The organism is Ruegeria sp. AF5 (assembly GCF_056541905.1).
Genome location: NZ_JBQFYZ010000023.1, coordinates 19,732 through 34,851, shown reverse-complemented (window position 1 = coordinate 34,851; position 15,120 = coordinate 19,732). Strand labels below are relative to the sequence as shown.

The 15,120-nt window shown below is 56.6% G+C and carries 15 protein-coding genes; 6 read left to right on the top strand and 9 right to left on the bottom strand.

All coding sequences use genetic code 11. The features are described 5' to 3' along the window. Together ACR0DS_RS19130 and bhcR are read right to left on the bottom strand one after the other, a co-directional pair. Nucleotides 1-190 (bottom strand): hypothetical protein (locus ACR0DS_RS19130; protein WP_480616891.1); only part of this gene is annotated, 190 nt, incomplete at its 3' end. A gap of 74 nt (nt 191-264) precedes the next feature. Next, the gene (bhcR, locus tag ACR0DS_RS19125) at nt 265-1,113 is read right to left on the bottom strand and encodes an HTH-type transcriptional regulator BhcR (RefSeq protein ID WP_480559115.1); all 849 of its coding nucleotides are present in this window, start codon (nt 1,111-1,113) and stop codon (nt 265-267) included. Between the two features lie 169 nt (nt 1,114-1,282). Here bhcR and bhcA point away from each other — a divergent pair, with 169 nt between their 5' ends. From bhcA to bhcD, 4 genes are all read left to right on the top strand, one after another. Further along, a complete protein-coding gene (gene bhcA / locus ACR0DS_RS19120; RefSeq protein ID WP_480477007.1) occupies nt 1,283-2,473 on the top strand; it encodes an L-aspartate--glyoxylate aminotransferase BhcA in 1,191 nt (396 codons plus the stop codon). Then, the gene (gene bhcB / locus ACR0DS_RS19115; RefSeq protein ID WP_480559119.1) at nt 2,473-3,441 is read left to right on the top strand and encodes a beta-hydroxyaspartate dehydratase BhcB; all 969 of its coding nucleotides are present in this window, start codon (nt 2,473-2,475) and stop codon (nt 3,439-3,441) included. The genes bhcA and bhcB overlap by 1 nt, the downstream gene beginning before the upstream one ends. A gap of 42 nt (nt 3,442-3,483) precedes the next feature. Continuing rightward, a complete protein-coding gene (bhcC, locus tag ACR0DS_RS19110) occupies nt 3,484-4,647 on the top strand; it encodes a 3-hydroxy-D-aspartate aldolase BhcC (protein ID WP_480489190.1) in 1,164 nt (387 codons plus the stop codon). 113 nt (nt 4,648-4,760) lie between these two features. Further along, nucleotides 4,761-5,726 carry an iminosuccinate reductase BhcD gene (gene bhcD, locus ACR0DS_RS19105; protein WP_480484845.1) on the top strand — a complete coding sequence of 322 codons (966 nt, stop codon included), beginning with the start codon at nt 4,761-4,763 and terminating at the stop codon, nt 5,724-5,726. Between the two features lie 148 nt (nt 5,727-5,874). Here the strand turns inward: bhcD and ACR0DS_RS19100 are convergent, their stop codons facing one another. The 3 genes from ACR0DS_RS19100 to puuE are packed head-to-tail and all read right to left on the bottom strand — an operon-like array spanning nt 5,875 to nt 9,250. Continuing rightward, entirely contained in the window at nt 5,875-7,299 is a 1,425-nt protein-coding gene (locus ACR0DS_RS19100; RefSeq protein ID WP_480559113.1) for a uracil-xanthine permease family protein, read from the bottom strand. A 56-nt stretch (nt 7,300-7,355) separates the two neighbouring features. Beyond that, nucleotides 7,356-7,841 (bottom strand): ureidoglycolate lyase, encoded by a 486-nt coding sequence (locus ACR0DS_RS19095; protein WP_480559111.1) that lies wholly within the window; start codon nt 7,839-7,841, stop codon nt 7,356-7,358. Continuing rightward, nucleotides 7,838-9,250: an allantoinase PuuE gene (puuE, locus tag ACR0DS_RS19090; protein WP_480559109.1), complete on the bottom strand. Its 1,413-nt coding sequence runs from the start codon at nt 9,248-9,250 to the stop codon at nt 7,838-7,840. Before puuE ends, ACR0DS_RS19095 begins: the two co-directional genes overlap by 4 nt. Nucleotides 9,251-9,397: 147 nt before the next feature. Here puuE and uraH point away from each other — a divergent pair, with 147 nt between their 5' ends. Further along, the gene (uraH, locus tag ACR0DS_RS19085) at nt 9,398-9,751 is read left to right on the top strand and encodes a hydroxyisourate hydrolase (protein ID WP_480489200.1); all 354 of its coding nucleotides are present in this window, start codon (nt 9,398-9,400) and stop codon (nt 9,749-9,751) included. Nucleotides 9,752-9,884: 133 nt separating this feature from the next. Next, the gene (locus ACR0DS_RS19080; RefSeq protein ID WP_480559107.1) at nt 9,885-11,117 is read left to right on the top strand and encodes a urate hydroxylase PuuD; all 1,233 of its coding nucleotides are present in this window, start codon (nt 9,885-9,887) and stop codon (nt 11,115-11,117) included. Between the two features lie 112 nt (nt 11,118-11,229). Here ACR0DS_RS19080 and ACR0DS_RS19075 read toward each other — a convergent pair whose 3' ends face one another. The 4 genes from ACR0DS_RS19075 to paaD form a co-directional block, all read right to left on the bottom strand. Beyond that, nucleotides 11,230-12,471, bottom strand: a complete 1,242-nt coding sequence (locus ACR0DS_RS19075; RefSeq protein WP_480559105.1) for an acyl-CoA dehydrogenase family protein — start codon at nt 12,469-12,471, stop codon at nt 11,230-11,232. Nucleotides 12,472-12,794: 323 nt separating this feature from the next. Further along, nucleotides 12,795-13,556: a Phenylacetic acid catabolic protein gene (locus ACR0DS_RS19070; RefSeq protein WP_480484852.1), complete on the bottom strand. Its 762-nt coding sequence runs from the start codon at nt 13,554-13,556 to the stop codon at nt 12,795-12,797. A gap of 13 nt (nt 13,557-13,569) precedes the next feature. Then, nucleotides 13,570-14,643: a 2Fe-2S iron-sulfur cluster-binding protein gene (locus tag ACR0DS_RS19065; protein ID WP_480559103.1), complete on the bottom strand. Its 1,074-nt coding sequence runs from the start codon at nt 14,641-14,643 to the stop codon at nt 13,570-13,572. Between the two features lie 13 nt (nt 14,644-14,656). After that, entirely contained in the window at nt 14,657-15,118 is a 462-nt protein-coding gene (paaD, locus tag ACR0DS_RS19060) for a 1,2-phenylacetyl-CoA epoxidase subunit PaaD (protein ID WP_480559101.1), read from the bottom strand. Between the last annotated feature and the right edge of the window lie 2 nt (nt 15,119-15,120).

Here is a 15,120-nt window from a genome sequence, read left to right as displayed (position 1 = left end):
GGACGGCACTATCGCCGAACAGGGAAACCTCGACCAACTCATGCAAAAAAAAGGCCCCTTCAAAAACCTCTTCGACCAACAGTTCAATAAACACAAACAAAAAGTCGCTCAGTAGTGAGAGGGTGCTGAAAATCGGGTGACCGGAGATGGGTACATCTGAATCGCGTTTCAGTTTTTGTTTGCGAGGCACATCTCCGCGCGTTGGTGTTGTGGCGCGGCAGACGGATCCGGGGTCAGCATTCGCCGCAATTTGGCGGCAAAACCTTAGGGTTGCGGAGACACCACTGTCCCACCAATAGCCAGCGTCAACCGGCGCGCGGCTTCCATCACCGGGCGGCTCAGCCGTTCGATTTCGGTTGCTCCGACGCGGCTGGTTGGCCCGGACACGGAAAGCCCTGCGACCGCCTCTCTGTTCATATCGAAAACGGGTGCTGCAATGCATCGCATACCTGTAGTCTTTTCTTCGTTGTCCACGGAAAAACCCCGCAATCTGATTGCTGCAAGATCTTTCTTCAACGCCTCAGCGCCGGTAATCGACTGATCCGTAAAAGCCTGTAAATTCGCTGAGGCCAATCGACGGTTCAATCTGTCTTCGTCCATGTGGGCCAATAACGCTTTTCCGATGCCCGACGCGTGCATGGGTGACAATGTACCGGGCGGAAAAAACGCCCGGATACTTTCATGTGTTTCAACCTGGCTCAGGAACAGCACCAGACCTTCTTTCTCAATTCCCAGATTGGCGGTTTCACCCGTGGTTTCCATCAATTTGCGCATGATCGGCCTTGCCCGTTCCACCAGACTGGTACGACGCAAAAACCGCGAGCCGATCACAAACGCCTGCGGGCCAATGTGCCAAACCTGTTCTTCATGGTCGAACTCGACCAGACCCCTGCCCTGTAACGTCACGAGGATGCGATAAACGGTGGCCGGTGCCTGACGCATTTCATCTGAAAGTTCAGTAAGAGCTTTGCCTTGCGCCTGGCTCAGATATTCGAAAACCTCCATCGCCCGATCCAGCGATTTGATCGTATTCTGCGCGGTTTTGTCATCCCACCCCCGCGGTCTTCCGCGGGCCTTGCGGCGGAGTTTCGGGTCATTGTCTTGCGATTCCATAAAAACCCTCTGATCATCTATGAAAGACTATTTCAGGATATGAAAAATATAACCCGCTGACAACTATAAGTTAAATCTCTTACTGCGAATTCTGAAATGCGTTTTCAAAAAAATTTCCAATCGGGTTGATGAAACTTATTGTGCTGGCAAGGACGGAAGGAGACCATCCATGAGCTTTCAAAACCCCGTTTTCATCCCGGGCCCGACGAACATCCCGGAAAGCCTGCGCAAAGCCTGCGATATGCCCACGATCGACCATCGTTCGCCATTGTTCGGGCAAATCCTGCATCCTGCGCGCGCGGGCGTGCGGGACATTCTGAAAAGCGACAGCGCCGAAGTCTTCATTTTCCCGTCGACCGGAACCGGGGGCTGGGAAACCGCCCTAACCAATACGCTGTCCGCCGGTGACAAGGTTCTGGCGGCCCGCAACGGCATGTTCAGCCATCGATGGATCGATATGTGCCAGCGCCATGGGCTGAATGTTGAGATCGTCGAAACCCCGTGGGGCGATGGGCTGCCGGCTGACCGGTACGAAGAAATCCTTGCCGCCGACAAAAGCCATGAGATCAAGGTTGTTCTAGCCACGCATAACGAGACGGCAACTGGCGTGAAGTCGGATATCGCTGCTGTGCGCAAGGCGCTGACTGCCGCGCAACATCCTGCCCTGCTGTTTGTTGATGGTGTCTCATCAATCGCGTCGATGGATTTCCGGTTTGATGAATGGGGCGTGGATGTTGCCGTTACGGGGTCGCAGAAGGGTTTCATGTTGCCCGCTGGCCTTGCCATCGTCGGTTTCAGCCGGAAAGCGATGGAAGCAACCAAAACCGGCACTCTGCCCCGCACATTCTTTGACGTCCGGGACATGACCAAGGGATACGCCAACAATGCTTACCCCTATACACCCGCTGTCGGGTTGATGAATGGCCTCAATCAAGCCTGCTCTATGCTGTTGAGTGAAGGTCTGGAGAACGTTTTTGCCCGGCACCACCGGATCGCGGAAGGAGTCCGTGCCGCTGTGGGGGCGTGGGGGCTGGAGCTTTGTGCCAGCAGCCCGACGGTCTATTCCGATACCGTAAGCGCAATCCGTACGCCGAACGGCTTCAACGCGACGGATATTGTCACGCACGCAGCTGAAAAATACGGCGTTGCCTTTGGCGTGGGCCTTGGTGAGGTCGCGGGCAAGGTGTTCCGGATCGGGCATCTGGGCAGCCTGACGGATGTCATGGCTCTGTCCGGGATCGCCACTGCCGAGATGTGCATGGTTGACCTGGGACTGAATATCGACCTGGGGTCCGGAGTTGCCGCCGCACAGGAATACTATCGCGGCCATCCCGGTTCCGTTCAGAAGAACGCGGCATGATGAAGGATTGCACAATGTATATCCCAACCTATGAAGACATGCTTGCGGCGCATGACCGGATCAAACCCTATATCCGCCGCACCCCGGTGCGAACTTCGGACTTTCTCAATGAACTGTCAGGCGCGCAGCTGTTCTTCAAATGCGAAAACTTTCAGGAACCAGGCGCTTTCAAAGTACGAGGTGCTGCGAATGCGGTTTTTGGGCTGGATGAGAAACAGGCTGAAAAAGGTGTCGCCACCCATTCTTCGGGCAATCACGCCTCGTGCCTGTCTTTTGCGGCGATGAAACGGGGCATTCCCTGCAACGTGGTCATGCCGCGGACAGCGCCGCAGGCAAAGAAGGATACGGTCCGCCGTTATGGAGGGAAGATTACAGAATGCGAACCCTCCACCTCGTCGCGCGAAGCGACATTTGCCGAGGTTCAGGCGGCTACGGGCGGTGACTTTGTTCATCCCTACAACGATCCTCGGGTCATCGCCGGGCAAGGCACCTGTTCGCGAGAGTTTATCGAGCAGACCGACGGTCTGGACGCAGTCGTTGCGCCAATCGGCGGTGGTGGCATGGTGTCTGGAACCTGTTTGACCCTGTCCAATCTGGCCCCAGAAACAGCGGTCATCGCGGCAGAACCCGAACAGGCAGACGACGCCTATCGCAGCTTCAAGGCCGGTCATATCATCGCGGATGATGCTCCAAAGACTATTGCTGACGGGTTGCTGGTTCCGCTGAAGGATCTCACCTGGCATTTCGTATCGAACCACGTTTCAGAAATTTACACTGCCTCCGAGCAGGAGATCATCGATGCGATGAAACTGACATGGAAGCACCTGCGGATTGTGATGGAGCCATCTTCGGCCGTTCCGCTGGCCACGGTTCTCAAGAACCCGGACGCCTTCAAGGGCAAGCGTGTCGGACTGATTGTTACAGGTGGCAATGTCGATCTGGACCGGCTGCCCTGGATGAACGCCTGAATATACCCCAACAAAAAACAATCCCGGTATAGGATTACGGAGATGAAAGATATGAGCACTCTCGACCAGTTCGAAGTAGGTTACGACATTCCGGCCAAGCCTGGCATGGACGAAGCAGATATCCAGACACCCAGCCTGATTTTGGATCTCGACGCGCTTGAGCGCAATATCAGGAAGATGGGCGATTATGCCAAGGCGCACGGGATGCGTCACCGCGTGCATGGTAAAATGCATAAGTCGGTTGACGTGGCCAAGCTGCAAGAAAAAATCGGTGGTGCCGTCGGTGTCTGCTGCCAGAAAGTTTCCGAGGCCGAAGTTTTCGTTCGTGGTGGGATCAAGGACGTTCTGGTTTCGAACCAGGTGCGTGACCCGGCCAAAATTGACCGCCTCGCACGCCTGCCAAAGCTGGGCAGCCGCATTATCGTGTGTGTCGACGATCTGGAAAATGTCGCCGACCTTTCGGCGGCGGCAGTCCGGCATGGAACACAGCTGGAAGTCTTCGTGGAAATCGATTGCGGCGCAGGGCGGTGCGGGGTCACAACGACACCCGAAGTGATTGAAATCGCCAAGGCGGTTGAGGCTGCAGACAACCTGAAATTCAGCGGAATTCAGGCCTATCAGGGTGCCATGCAACACCTCGACAGCTATGAGGCACGCAAGGAAAAACTGGATACCGCCATCGCGATGGTCAAAGACGCGGTAGACGGTCTTAAAGCCGAGGGTATCGAGTGTGATCTGGTCTCGGGCGGCGGTACGGGGTCTTACTACTTTGAATCCAACTCGGGCGTGTATAATGAGCTGCAATGCGGGTCTTATGCGTTCATGGATGCTGATTACGGTCGCATCCTGGATGAGAACGGCAAGCGGATCGACCAGGGCGAGTGGGAAAACGCCTTCTTCATCCTGACCAGCGTCATGAGCCATGCCAAGGCGGACAAAGCAATCGTCGATGCAGGTCTGAAGGCGCAGTCGGTGGATAGCGGCCTGCCTGTTGTTTTCGGGCGTGACGATGTCGAATACATCAAATGCTCGGATGAACATGGCGTCGTGATGGATCCGAGCGGGGCGCTGAAGGTCAATGACAAACTGAAGCTGGTGCCGGGGCACTGTGACCCAACCGCAAACGTGCACGATTGGTATGTGGGCGTCCGGAATGGCAAGGTCGAATGCGTATGGCCGGTGTCAGCCCGCGGCCGTGCGTACTGAGCTTGAATGCTCAAAGAATAAGCATTCGGCCAAACATGGCCGGTCAGTCGCCTGTGCGCGCCCGCTTTTGTCGGTGAACCGCACGGGCGCACGAATTCCAAGTGGAGAATGACATGCTGATCGTACCCGAGCGCGAAATCGCCAACCTCATGACCCGCGACGCGGCCTTTGAAGCTGTCGAACAGGTCTTTGCCTCTATGGCCGCAGGGGACGCCTATAACTTTCCTGTCGTGCGCGAAGCCATCGGGCATGAGGACGCCCTGTACGGCTTTAAAGGCGGGTTTGATCGCGCCGGGCTGACACTGGGTCTGAAGGCTGGGGGGTATTGGCCGAACAACCTGGAAAAACGCGGATTGATCAATCACCAGTCCACTGTTTTTCTTTTTGACCCTGACACCGGAAAACCGTCAGCGATGGTTGGCGGCAACCTGTTGACCGCCTTGCGCACTGCGGCGGCCTCTTCTGTATCCATCAAGCACCTTGCCCGTGCGGACGCGCGGGTGATCGGTATGATCGGGGCCGGGCATCAGGCAACCTTTCAGCTACGCTCGGCGCTGGAGACGCGCGCCTTTGAAAAGGTCCTTGGCTGGAACTACCATCCCGAGATGTTGCCCAACATTGAAAAGGTCGCCAATGAAGCCGGTGTTCCGTTTGAAGCGGTCGAACTTGACGGCATGACCGAGGCGGACGTCATAATCTCGATCACCTCGGCTTTTGCACCATCGCTGATGGCAAACCATGTGAGCCCCGGAACGCATATCGCGTGCATGGGAACGGACACCAAGGGCAAGCAGGAAGTCGAGGCGGCGTTGTTGGCCAAAGCATCCGTATTCACAGATGAAATCGCACAGTCAATTTCGATTGGCGAGGCGCAACACGCCGTGGCACAGGGCCTGATCAGAGAAAGTGACCTGATCCAGTTGGGTGCGGTCATCAACGGAACGAACCCGGGCCGAACATCAGACGATCAGATCACGTTGTTCGATGGCACGGGCGTCGGTCTTCAGGATCTGGCGGTTGCTGCATCTGTTGTCGAACTGGCCGTACAGAAAGGCATCGCGATTGAGGTCGATTTCTAACGACATTCCCGTTTGGTCGCCTGAGCGTCGTGTCGAACGACGCGTTGCTTATGTGAGCCACGGGCCAAGCCTGCCACACCGGCCAGAAACCAAAAAAGCGGCGCGATTAGCTCGCCGCTTCTTCGTTTACAAGTCCGGGCTGAACCGGTCAGACGTGATCGTCCTGTTCGATAGAGCCCAGCCCGTGGCCTGCCATTCCACCGGACACCTCTTCCGTAGATTCATCCGAAAGCTCTTCGGGCAGAACCAGATTCAGGACAATGGCAATGATCGCAGCAGGCAAGATCCCGGATGTCGCCAGAACTTTGAGAGTTCCGGGCAGATGCTGTAAGGCGCCGGGCTCTAACTGCAAGCCCAGACCAAGGCTGAGTGAAATCGCAAAGATCACCATGTTGCGGCGGTTCCACGTCACGTCCGACAGCATCGAAACACCGGCTGCAACCACCATACCGAACATCACGATCACACCACCGCCCAGAACCTCGATCGGAACGGATGAGATCACCGCGCCGATCTTGGGGATAAGCCCGCATATGATCAGGAACAGGGCACCTATGGTTACGACCGTGCGACTCATGACACCGGTCATGGCAATCAGGCCAACGTTCTGACTGAACGACGTGTTCGGCAGTGCCCCAAAGACGCCTGATACTGCAGTTCCAAGACCATCGGCAAAAGTCGCGCCCTGAATTTCCTTGTCGGTTGCCTCGCGTCCCGCGCCCCCCTTGGTGATACCGGACACATCCCCGACCGTTTCAACAGCCGATACAAAGGACATCGTACAGAAACCGATGATCGCCGCGAATGAAAACTCGATACCGAAGTGAAATGGGTTCGGCATTGCAAACGGAGCCGCGCGCCCGACATTGCCCAAGTTCACCTGACCCAGTGCGAATGCCACCACGTATCCGACCAACAGGCCAATCAGAACCGCCGACACCGACAACATACCGCGGGCAATAAACTTCAGGCCCAGCGTAACAACAATCACAGTTCCGGCCATGAGCCAGTTCAGACCAGAGCCGTATTCTTCGGTACCGATGGCGGGTACACCGCCAGCTGCGTACTGGACGCCGACCTTGACAAGCGCAAGCCCGATCATGGTCACGACAAGACCTGTAACCAAAGGCGGAAGCGCAAAGCGAATACGGCCAATGAACAACCCAAGGCTGGCATGAAACAGGCCGCCAACGACTATACCACCCATCAATACGGCAATCGCGTCAACGCCCTTACCAACCACCAAGGGGATCATGATCGGAATAAAGGCAAATGACGTTCCCTGCACGATTGGCAGGCGGGCGCCAACAGGCCCCAGCCCAATGGTCTGGAACAGTGTCGCAACGCCCGCAAAGAACATCGACATCTGGATCATGTAGATCATCTGCGGGAAATCGGGGCTGTTTGAACCAAACCCGAAACCCGCCGCACCACAGACGATGATGGCTGGCGTGACATTGGAAACAAACATCGCCAGAACGTGCTGAATTCCCAAAGGTACCGCCTTCAGGATTGGCGGGGTGTAGTTCGGGTCGCGGAGCTGCTCCGGCGTCCCTAAAGTTGCATCTGACATCGCGCTTTTCCTCCCAAAAAAACTGCGTGGGCCGGCTCCTCTTCCGGCAATGTCCCTTATTCAGTGATCGTGTAGGCGTTCTGGAACCAGTATTCCTCAAGGTTGGGCCCGTTTCCTATTCGGTCGACCACAGCGAACAACCCGGGGGGATGAAGCGGTGTCAGCACCCCGTGCCAGGTGTTCCGGTGATAATTCACGCCCTGTCCGGGCGCGGTAATGAATGCAACAGGCTCACCCGGCACACCCGCGTTGTCGGGCGCCACGACAACGACAAAGGGTTTATCTGAAAGCGGCATAAAGGCTTGACTGCCGTCGGGATGACGCTCAACCATTTCAAGTTTGATGGGCAGGTCGAAGGCCTGGGATTGGAAAACGCTGATCCCTGCGCACCCTTCATGGAAATCCAACTGGGCGCGATCATGGTATCGCGCGCATTTTCCCTGATTGATGTATTTGTCCACCGCGCCAGACACTTCGATGACATCGCCGAACGGCGCAAAGGCCTCGGCGGTCAGTGACCGGAGTTTCAGCGTGGATGTCATTGCGCGAATTTCTCGATCAGCCGCAACTCAGCAATCCGTTCGACCTGACGGCAGGCCTCGGTGAATTCGGTGTCTCGGTCACTGTCTATCCGACGGTGAAAAGCCTCAAGAATGCTTGCTTTGGTATTGTCCTTGACCGCAATGATGAAAGGAAAGCCGAACTTGGTCGTGTAGGCGTCGTTCAAGGCCGTGAAGGTCGCACGCTCTTCATCCGTCAGCATGTCGAGACCTGCTCCGGCCTGTTCTGCTGTGCTTTCCTTGGTCAGACGACCCGCAGCAGCAAGTTTGCCTGCCAGATCTGGGTGGGCTGTCAGGACGCCAAGCCGCTGCTCGGCTGTGGCAGAACGGAATACGCGCGACAGTGCATTGTGAACCCCTGCGGCATTGTCATGTGTGCGGCCCAGCTCCAGATCAAAGGCCACTTGGGCAATCCACGGGCTGTGTTCGAACACGCCGCCGAACTCTGCGACAAAGGTTGGCTCGTCCATTTCAGACGGTGTCAGCCGTCGACTTGGCGGATGCGTTTGCGCCCAGTGATCAGCGATTTGTTCACGCGTGGCAAACCAGACCCCGTCATGTTTCTTGAAGTGGTCGAGTGCGCGTTTCAGGGCCATGGCGCGACCAGGGCGGCCGATGAGGCGGCAATGCAGTCCGATCGAAAGCATCTTCGGCTCGCCCGCTTGGCCTTCGGCATAAAGCATGTCGAAGCTGTCCTTGAGATAGCTTTCAAACTGTTCGCCGTTGGTATAGCCCGCCTGAATTGCAAACCGCATATCGTTGCAATCCATCGTGTAGGGTACGATCAACTGATCCTTGCCACCAGCCTTGACCCAATAGGGCAAATCGTCTGCATAGCTGTCGGCAATATAGGCCAGCTCGCCTTCGGCGGCGGCCAGATCGACCGTATTCATCGAACAGCGGCCCGTGTACCAGCCACGTGGGGGCGTGCCGACGACCTCGGTATGAAGCCGGATCGCCTCACGGATCTGGGCGCGTTCTTCTTCCGCGTCCATGTCCTTGTGCTCAACCCATTTCAGGCCATGGCTGGCAATCTCCCAGCCTGCGGCCTTCATCGCCGCAACCTGCGCCGGTGCACGGGCCAATGCTGTGGCAACGCCATAAACCGTGACAGGAAGGTCCTGCAAAAGCCGATGCACCCGCCAGAACCCTGTGCGGCTGCCGTATTCGTAAATGGATTCCATGTTCCAGTGCCTTTGCCCCGGCCAAGGGGCCGCACCAGTGATTTCGGAAAGAAACGCCTCGGATGCGGCATCCCCGTGCAAAACGTTGTTCTCGCCGCCTTCCTCATAGTTCAGGACAATCTGAACTGCGATTTTGGCCCCGTTTGGCCAGTTTGCGTTTGGCACTTGCCGGCCATAGCCGGTCATGTCTCGTGGATACCGCGTCACATCAATTTCCCTCTTGCTGAAAAGACGAATAACCCAAACAATCACCTATGTTTTTCAAAAAATACTGTAAGCAGTCTTTTGACAGACTGCCTTTGCCTGCCGCGAAGGTATTGCAATAGTAACAGCAATACTTAGCGAGAGGTGCAAATGGCCGGTTACCTTACAACACATGTCCTGGATACGGCGCGGGGCTGCCCTGCCAGTGGGATGAAGATCGAGTTGTTCCGGATCAACGGAACAGACCGCACGTTGCTGAAAACTCTGCTCACCAACGAGGACGGCCGCACCAATGAACAAATCCTTCCCGAGGCCGAGTTCTCGACGGGCGAATACGAGTTGATGTTTCATGCGGGCGAATACCTCGACACCACTGGCGTGCCACCTGAAAGCCCGCGTTTTCTGGACTTGATCCCGATCCGGTTCGGGATGTCCGAACACGCCCACTATCATGTTCCGCTGCTACTTTCGCCTTTCAGCTACGCGACCTATCGCGGCAGCTGAGCGTTGCACCGCGTGATCCTGTAGACTGACATTGTATTGTTATTTTTGATACTGCTTGATCTTTCGTAGCAATACCCGATGAAACCTCTGTCGCCTAGAGTGCCAAAGAACTTGGATATGTAGGAGCAACGCCATGTATGACCTGGCTGTTTTGTGGGAGTGGATGGCCTTTTCCGTCCGCTGGCTGCATGTGATCACAGCGATGGCGTGGATCGGCGCGTCATTCTATTTTATCGCTCTCGACCTTATGCTTAAGCCCAACCCTGCCTTGCCAGAAGGCGCCTATGGCGAAGAGTGGGAGGTGCACGGGGGCGGGTTCTATCACACCGTCAAATATCTTGTCGCACCTGCACGTATGCCCGAGCACCTGACCTGGCATAAATGGCAGAGCTACACGACATGGCTTTCGGGCGCGGCCTTGCTCATGATCATATATTGGGTCGGGGGCGAGTTGTTCCTGCTTGATCCAACCAAAGCGGACCTGGCGTTGTGGCAGGGGATATTGATCTCGGGCGGGTCACTGACCATCGGCTGGCTGCTTTACGACCAGATGTGCAAATCGCGCCTGAGTGAGCGACCCACCGCGCTGATGCTGTTGCTGTTCGTGATTCTGGTGGCCATGTCCTGGGGTTACAATCAGATCTTTACCGGCCGTGCCGCGCTTTTGCACCTGGGTGCGTTCACCGCAACCATCATGACGGCAAATGTGTTTTTCCAAATCATGCCCAACCAGCGGATCGTGGTGGAAGACCTCAAGGCGGGTCGGACGCCGGATGCCAAATATGGAAAGATCGCCAAGGTGCGGTCGACGCACAACAACTACCTGACGTTGCCCGTCGTGTTCCTGATGCTGTCAAACCATTATCCTCTGGCCTTTGGCACCCAGTTTTCATGGATCATCGCCAGCCTGATCTTCCTGACCGGCGTGACCATCCGCCACTACTTCAACACGATGCACGCGACCGGGAAAGGGCCGCACTGGACCTGGGGTGTCACTGTCATCCTCATGATCGTGATCGCATGGCTGTCTTCTGTCAGAACCGGCGAAACATGGGAAGACGCCGAAGCAAGGGCGCTGACATCTTACGAAAAAAAATTTGCGTCGGCTGCGGGGTTTGAAGAAGCCTATGACACTGTGCTGGGCAATTGTTCGATGTGCCATGCCCGCGAGCCGGTTTATGGCACCATGAAATGGGCCCCCAAGAAGGTTTATCTTGAAACACCCGGCGATGTTGCCCGGCACGCCGACCAGATTTACCTGCAGGCCGGGATCAGCCATGCAATGCCGCCACCTTCAGCGGTTCAAATGGACGTAGAAGCGCGCCAAACCATCATCGCATGGGTGCGCGAGGTCAGAGGGCAGTAGGATTTTCGCAGGACGTCCTGTCCTTCGCTTCCTACCCCCTGCCGCGGGACAAATACCCAGTTTCTGCCGCTCAAACAAAGCAGAGCGCGCAAGACCTGATGCCGCCCCCGGCCTAGCGCGATGGCGGGGTCAGCCATTGGGCCGACATGCCAAAATTCGAGTTCTTCAACTCTTGCTTGGCAATCGCCTGCAAATGCACCTCGTCCGGACCATCTGCATATCGTAGCGCGCGTGCCCAGGTATAGCTGTCGGCCAGCGGTGTATCCGGGGTCATGCCCATCGCCCCAAAGACCTGCATCGCGCGATCCGTGACAGCAGCATGCACATTGGGTGCCACCACCTTGATCAATGAAATCTCTCGGAACGCTTCTTTGGCGCCCACCAGATCAATCTTCCAGGCTGCTTTCAGGGTCAGCAACCGCGCCTGTTCAATCTCTAACCGGGACTTGGCGATCCACTCGCGGATCACGCCCTGTTCTGCAAGCTGCTTGCCAAACGCTTTCCGCTCCTGCGCGCGTTCGACCATCAGGTTAAGCGCCATTTCCGCCGCACCGATCGAACGCATGCAATGGTGGATGCGACCGGGACCAAGCCGGGCCTGCGCCAGAGCGAACCCGCTGCCTTCCTCGCCCAAAAGATTGCTGACCGGAACGCGCACATCCTTGAAGATCAACTCGGCATGGCCTTCGGGGTCGTGCATGTTCAGAATGGTGGGGTTGCGAACAATCTCAAAACCGGGCGTGTCCTTCGGGACAATGACCATGCTCTGTTGTTTGTGCCGATCCGCATTGGAATCCGTTTTACCCATGACGATAAACAATCTGGTGTTCGGGTGGCAGGCGTTTGTGATGAACCACTTGCGGCCATTGATGACGTATTCATCCCCCTCACGCCGTATCGAAGTGGTAATATTGGTCGCGTCCGAACTGGCCACATCCGGTTCAGTCATCGCAAAAGAGGATCGGATTTCACCGTTCAACAGCGGCACCAGCCATGTCTCGCGCTGTTCCGGAGTAGCAAACATGTGCAACAGTTCCATGTTGCCGGTATCCGGCGCACTGCAATTGAACACTTCCGAAGACCAGGCCACCTGCCCCATAAGTTCGGCCAGCGGCGCATATTCCAGATTGCTCAGCCGGGTGCCGGGTTCATCGTCGCGCAGGCTGGGCAGGAACAAGTTCCACAACCCTTCGGCCCGGGCCAACGCCTTGAGATCTTCCATAAACGAAACCGGGAAACTGCCTGCCGCCATTTCTTCTTTGTGATCGCGTATGCGCGGGTAGATATGCGCCTCCATAAACGCTTTCAGGCGGTCATACATTTCCGTGGCGCGCGGCGATGGGGCAAAATCCATGGCGGTTCCTTCCGGTGCGTTGTGGCGGTGATGTCCTCAAACTCTGCTCGCGCCAGAACGGCCGCCAAGGCACTGTCTTCTGGTGAGTTTAATCCGGCGCTTGATTACGCTCAGTTTGCGCAATCATTCCGATATGAAAAGAGGAAAATACCAATACCGCAACCTGCCGGCGTGAAACGTCAGGTCATTGCTCTCAGAACCGGGTGGACTAACAATACCTAAGGGGATGATCGGGCCGCATCGGAGATTTGCACCGCCGGGCGAGCTTCTCATCGCCCGCGCCCGGAATTGCCTCTCAACCCGCCTTTGGTGTTCACACTGAACTAGACCGGTGGTTTGAGGCCCAGCTGTTTCACGGCGGCACCTGCCGTCTGAACCCAACGCTCTTTCAGTGCGTTGTTGCCATTGTGGCGCAAGCCCAGCGATTTCAGAAGCTCAAACCGTTTCAGATCATCGCCACCAAAGGACACAGCGACACGGGGCCACCAATAGTTAACCGCGTCCTGCATCTGCTCTGTCTCTCCGTTCCTGGAAAGCTTTACAGCACCTTCCAACGCCAACGCGCCATGATGGGCTTCGACCGGGGCGATGCTGCGGAAAGCTTCAGCCAACGGTTGATAGGAAACCATTGAAAACTCGGCCAGTTGTTCCATGACCGCACGGCTCATCAGCATGTTCATGATGACCGCGTCGGTCCAGCCCGAGATCGGATAATTGAATACGGCAAGGCGCATGTCATGTGCGCTGCGGGTCGCGCCGATATCTGCGTCACGATTCAAGCGAGCCGTCCACGGATGATGTGTGGCATATCTCTCGGTATCGGCCCCAAACTCACCCATTATCCTGAGAACCTGATCGGCGTGATCCGTTTTCTCAAGAACAATCCTGGCGGCTGCGATCCGTTCCTTGATGCCCGGCCCCTGATTGATGATGTCGGCGAATCCGGCAGCACCGGCAAGTTCGCTGTCCACGAACGTGGCCATCAGCTTCATGAGTTCGGCGCGGTAGCGTGGCGGAACATTGGTTGGGTTGGTCAGCACACCGCCTGCGGCCAGATAGCTGTCGAGTGTCATGGTGTCAGTCATCGGTCTTCTCCCTTTACTGGTCGTAGTCCACGACCACGCGGTCGGTAACCGGATAAGCCTGACAGCTCAGCACATAGCCTTTTTCAACCTCGTAATCCTCTAGCGCGTGATTGGCGAGCATCTCGACCTCGCCTTCCAGAACGCGGCAGCGGCAGGTTGAACAGACACCGGCCTTACAGGCGTATGGGGCGTCCATGGCATTTTCCAAGGCTGCGTCCAGAATGGATTGGTCCTTGGGCAGAGTTATCGTCTGAGTGGACCCATCAAGAGTAATTGATGCACTGGTTTGGTTCGCCTGCGTGCCCGAATCTGCCGCACCTTCCTTGCGTTTGGCCCGGCCCGGCTGAGCGCTGGCAAAGAGTTCAAACTTGATCTGCCTGTCGTCAAGACCATGCGCGCGCAGCGCGGCAGCGATCCCCAGCATCATCGGCTCGGGACCGCAGATAAAAGCTGTGTCCACGTTCTGAATATCGACCCAATGTTCGAACAAGTCAGCGCATTTTTCCTGCGTCACCAGACCGGTGAACAGGTCGATCTCCTGTGCATCCGCCTCAAGAATATGGATTACGTTCAGGCGGCCCATATAGAGGTTTTTCAGGTCTTCCAGCTCCTCGCGGAACATGATCGTGTTGATACCCTTGTTGGCGTAGATCAGCGTAAAGCGGGATTTGGGTTCGCGGGTCAGTGTTGTCTTCAGGATCGACAGAACCGGCGTGATGCCAGAGCCGCCAGCGAAGCCAAGGTATTGTTTATCTGCATTCGCATCGATCGGAGTGTGAAAGCTGCCCATCGGTGGCATCGCCTGCACTACGTCCCCGACGTTAAGCTCGGAATTGGCCCAACTGGAGAATGCACCGCCCTCGACACGTTTGATCCCGACTTGCAGTACCCCGTCATCCTTGCCCGCACAAATGGAGTAGGACCGGCGCAGCTCTTCTCCGTCAAAGTCGCGGCGAAACGTCAGGTATTGGCCTGCGGTGAAATCGAACTGATCCGCCGCGCCGTTGACAGGCTCAAGCGTCACGACAACCGCATCGCGGATGGTTTTGTGGATGTCGGTGACTTTCAGGTCATGAAAACGTGCCATCCGGTGCTCCTCCTCAGATGCACTTGAAATAGTCAAAGGGTTCCAGACAGTCGGTGCAGCGCCAATGGGCCTTGCACGGGGTCGAACCGAACTGGCTGACCTTTTCAACTGCTTTACTGCCGCAATGCGGGCAGCGCTCTGGCCCGCCCGCCGGTTGTGGCGGGGCGATGCCAAACTCTTCCAGCTTGGCGCGGCCTTTTTCGCTCAGCCAATCGGTTGTCCAGGCTGGAGAGATGCAGGTTTCGATCCGCACGTCTTTGACGCCGTGATCGTGCAAAGCGGTTTCGATATCCATGCTGATGACGGATGTTGCCGGACAGCCCGAATAGGTTGGTGTGACCGTCACGAGCAGCGTTTCGGCATCCCAACGCACATCGCGCACGATCCCGAGATCGACAACCGAGATTACCGGAATCTCGGGATCCGGTACGGCATCCAGCCAATCCCAGATCTGGTCGGTCGAGTGGCGTTGCATCA